This is a genomic window from Chamaesiphon sp. OTE_20_metabat_361, assembly GCF_031364565.1.
This window is the reverse complement of sequence record NZ_JANLWO010000451.1, coordinates 1-4,226: the sequence shown is the minus strand read 5'-3', so window position 1 is coordinate 4,226 and position 4,226 is coordinate 1. Positions and strand designations below refer to the sequence as shown.

The 4,226-nt window shown below is 45.4% G+C and carries 4 protein-coding genes; 2 read left to right on the top strand and 2 right to left on the bottom strand.

The annotated features are described in order from the left end of the window. The first annotated feature begins 202 nt into the window (after positions 1-202). A complete protein-coding gene (locus RMO35_RS13305) occupies positions 203-772 on the top strand; it encodes a hypothetical protein (RefSeq protein ID WP_309741781.1) in 570 nt (189 codons plus the stop codon). A gap of 333 nt (positions 773-1,105) precedes the next feature. Here the strand turns inward: RMO35_RS13305 and RMO35_RS13300 are convergent, their stop codons facing one another. Continuing rightward, positions 1,106-1,771, bottom strand: a complete 666-nt coding sequence (locus tag RMO35_RS13300; protein ID WP_309741780.1) for a bifunctional 4-hydroxy-2-oxoglutarate aldolase/2-dehydro-3-deoxy-phosphogluconate aldolase — start codon at positions 1,769-1,771, stop codon at positions 1,106-1,108. Further along, the gene (panB, locus tag RMO35_RS13295; protein ID WP_309741779.1) at positions 1,772-2,545 is read right to left on the bottom strand and encodes a 3-methyl-2-oxobutanoate hydroxymethyltransferase; all 774 of its coding nucleotides are present in this window, start codon (positions 2,543-2,545) and stop codon (positions 1,772-1,774) included. Between the two features lie 254 nt (positions 2,546-2,799). Here panB and chlG point away from each other — a divergent pair, with 254 nt between their 5' ends. Next, a complete protein-coding gene (gene chlG / locus RMO35_RS13290) occupies positions 2,800-3,783 on the top strand; it encodes a chlorophyll synthase ChlG (RefSeq protein WP_309741778.1) in 984 nt (327 codons plus the stop codon). Positions 3,784-4,226 lie beyond the last annotated feature (443 nt).

Genomic DNA, 4,226 nt, shown 5'->3' with positions numbered 1-4,226 from the left:
TTCCCGAACTCGGAGGTGAAACGCTCGCACGGCGACGATAGTTGGGGGGTTGCCCCCTGTCAAAATAGCTCGCTGCCAAGCTTAATCTTAAAAACAAACAAGCTCTTAACTTTACGGTTAAGAGCTTGTTTGTTTTTGTTTGATTCTTTCGGTAAGTTTCGATTTGATAGGTCTTGCGATCGTCTATGTGCTGTTACCATAAATGATGGAATTAGAGAGTCAGTTAGCAAAACTTGCAGAATTAGGTCTAGTTCTTAATCCTGAAATTACGATCGAGGATTTACTTCGCGCTGAAGATCGAGAAGCTTTTATAGCAAAGCCTTTTATGTTGCTGCTGTTTTTGCTCGGTGGTGAGGTAGAACGAAAACCTTGGGGGCGAAGGATTTGTAATCGAGTCTGGAGTTTCGATCTTGAATGTATCGCTACCACGGGAGACTATGTAAAAATTGTTCGCAAACTTTGTCTGTTAATAGGGAATGAAGATCGACTGACAGAAATTGTGGACTATATCGATCTCGAAGACGGTGAGTGCTGGTTAAAGTATACTATCGGTGACAAAAGGCAGCATTGGACAATCGAAGTTAATGATGATTGGGCGGATATGCTGGCTCTTTCGTATGTAATGGAAGATATTCAGGGTGATGGTTGTCAATTTTATGCGATCGATAGTAGTGAAGCAATGATAATACTCTACTTGGATCGATCGAGTGCTGAAAAATTAAGCGATCTTTGTAATGAAGATTTGGAGCCGCTAATTCCAGTAGAAGGTTAAGAAACATCTCGGACTATCAACATTAGTTGCAGAATCTCATATTTACGATCGGTCAATATCGATCGAGTGATAAGCTAGTAAACATTAAAATTAATTTCTTAGTGTTGTCGCTACGCAGTTTTTATTATGTACAAAAATAAATCACAGAGTTCGCTGTTTGATGTCGCTATGCCAGCGATGCTTGGGGCTGGAGTGGTTACGACAATGGCGATTGCGCAAGGACAACACCCGGCAATGGCATTGGTAATTACAGGTATTTCTACTGCGTTTGCAGTTATTTGCCATCGCTTCGATCTGATTTAGTTTTAGAAGTTATGGTCTGAAAGTTATAGATTATTGATAATGGTTTACAATTTTTAGGTTCATACTGTTAATTAAATTACTGGCTCGATCGCGAACACTTTGCCATTTTTCTTGCTGAATTTCTGACGGGGGAAATAGAGAGCCAGCGATGCCGACGGCGATGGCACCAGCATTGAGAAAGTCGGTGGCATTGGTTACGGTGACTCCACCTGTAGGAATTAGTGGAATTTGACCGATCGGCCCTTGTAGGACTTTTAAATAGTCTACTCCGCCGACTGCTTGAATGGGGAAGACTTTGATAGCAGTCGCGCCTGCTTGCCATGCGGTGATAATTTCGGTTGGGGTGAGAGCACCAGGGACGATCGGGGTTGCGGCTGAATTTGCGGCTTGAATTAAACTCAGATCGACGTGGGGTGTGAAGATGTATTTGGCACTACAGGCGATCGCGTTCTGCATGTCGGCTAAACTCAATACTGTGCCCGTACCGATCGAGCAATCTGGTAATTCGGCGTGGAGGGACTCGATTAGCTCCCAGGGTCGATCGCTGTTGGCGGTAATTTCAATGAGTTTAATGCCACCAGCGGCGACTGCGTGAGCCATTTTTCTGCCGACGTGCAGATCTGTCGATCGAATCACGGCAATTATCCGGTTCTGCTTGACAAATTTCAGCCAATCTCCTTCGTCACTGTGCATCATTTAGCGATTATCGGTTGCCGACTTGACATCATTACTATAGTCATGCACTGCCTGGGTAATAATCGCTTGTAAGTTGACGTAAGCCTTGGCAAATGGGGGCTGACGTAGGGTTAAGCCGAGTAAGTCTGCTGTTACTAGTACTTGTCCGTCACAGCCTGTACCAGCACCGATACCGATGGTGGGGATTGAGATTTTTTGGGAAATTGATGTGGCTAAATCGGCGGGGATATGCTCTAGGACGATCGAGAAAGCACCCGCTCGTTCTAATGCTACTGCGGAGGTGAGCAACCGATCGCGATCGGTTTCGGTTTGTCCCGGTTGACGGTAGCCTAATTGATGTACCGATTGGGGTGTTAAGCCGATATGTCCCATGACGGGAATCCCGATTTCTACTAGTCTGGCGATGGTTGCTACCATTGTCGGATGTCCGCCTTCGAGCTTAACTGCCTGTGCGCCTGTTTCCTTGAGGATTCTTCCTGCTGATGCGATCGCGACTTCAGTGCTAGTTTGGTAGCTCAGAAATGGCAAATCGACCACGATGAGTGCATTTTTGACACCGCGTTTGACGGCTTTAGCATGATGGATGATTTCATCCAGGGTGAGGGGTAACGTATTTTCATATCCCAGCGTTACCATTGCCAGGGAATCGCCGACGAGAATCAGATCTACGCCAGCGGTGTCTAAAATTTGGGCGATCGCAAAATCCCACGCCGTCAGCGCGACGATCTGTTTGCCATTGGCTTTGTATTGCAATAACTGGCGAACTGTTGGCATGGAGGGGAGATGGGAGGTGGGAGGTGGGAGATGGGGAGACTAGGGGACGGGGAGACTGGGAGACGAGGGACTGGAAGATGGGGACACCTAAAACTTAAAGCCCAATACCTAAAACTTAAAGCCTAAAGCCTAATCCCTAAAGCCCAATACCTAAAACCTAAAGCCTAATTTGACTGACGGCTTGGGTGGTTATACACTCTAGTTTATAAGCTCTACTATATGAGCGTAGACTAAAATAGCACTCTAAATTTATTATGAGCGATTTACCAGTTGAGTCATCCGAAGATAAGGGTGCGAAGACGCGACAGATGTTGGGGATGAAGGGTGCTTCGACGGAGGCAGCTTCGATTTGGAAGATTCGGTTGCAATTGATGAAGCCGATTACTTGGATTCCGCTGATGTGGGGGGTTGTGTGTGGTGCGGCATCTTCGGGTGAGTATACGTGGACGATCGAGAATGTGCTCAAAGCGGCGTTATGTATGTTGATGTCTGGGCCATTATTAACTGGTTATACTCAGGTGGTGAATGAGTGGTACGATCGCGAGATCGATGCGGTAAATGAGCCTTATCGTCCGATTCCTTCGGGGGCAATTTCGGGATCTCAGGTAGTAGTCCAAATTTTTGTCTTATTATTTGGGGGGATTGGGGTTGCTTATATTCTCGATCGAGCGGTAAATCATGAATTTCCCGTGATGACTTGTTTGGCACTTGGTGGTGCATTTGTGGCTTATATTTATTCGGCTCCACCATTGAAATTAAAACAAAATGGGTGGCTGGGTACTTATGCTTTAGGCGCAAGTTACATTGCCTTACCTTGGTGGGCTGGTCATGCGTTATTTGGGACGCTCAATTGGACGATAGTTATTATGACACTATTCTATAGTTTAGCAGGATTGGGCATCGCGATCGTCAATGATTTTAAGAGTGTGGAAGGCGACAAGCAGTTTGGGCTGAAGTCGCTGCCAGTAATGTTTGGAATTGACAAGTCTGCTTGGATTTGCGTGCTGATGATTGACATTTTCCAAGCGGGAATTGGTGTTTATCTGATTACCATTCACCAAAATCTGTACGCAGCAATTTTATTCCTGTTAATCATCCCCCAGATTACGTTTCAAGATATGTATTTCTTACGCAATCCGCTGGAAAATGATGTTAAATATCAGGCTAGTGCCCAACCTTTTCTCGTATTAGGGATGTTAGTCGCGGGGTTAGCCTTTGGACATGCCACGATCGGTTGATAGATTGGCCCCTTGCTGTGTATAGATCTGTAGGGGCAGGTTTATGCTAGGGATTTAGCATCACAATTATAGCTAACGAACAAACCTGCCCAACCCCACAAAAGATCTCTGGCATATTTTCACGATCGGTATAATTCATCGATAAATAGTTGATGCCATGCCAACATCGCTAGTGAGGTTGGGCGGGTTTGTTTGAGAATTGTGGTTGAAAGCGAAAATTTCTAGCATAAACCCGCCCCTACAGATCCATCAATAGGAAAACAGTGGTAAATTTGTGCTATTAATAATAAAAATAACATCCCACCCGTAAAATCTTCAGCGGTGAGGGTAGCGGTGCATCCGTATTTAGTATCTACCAGCTCATGAATAAACCCCTCGGCTCAGTAATAGAAGGTTCGCTCACTGGTGGCTTGGAAGTAAGACTGCATCCAGATATCTCTGTG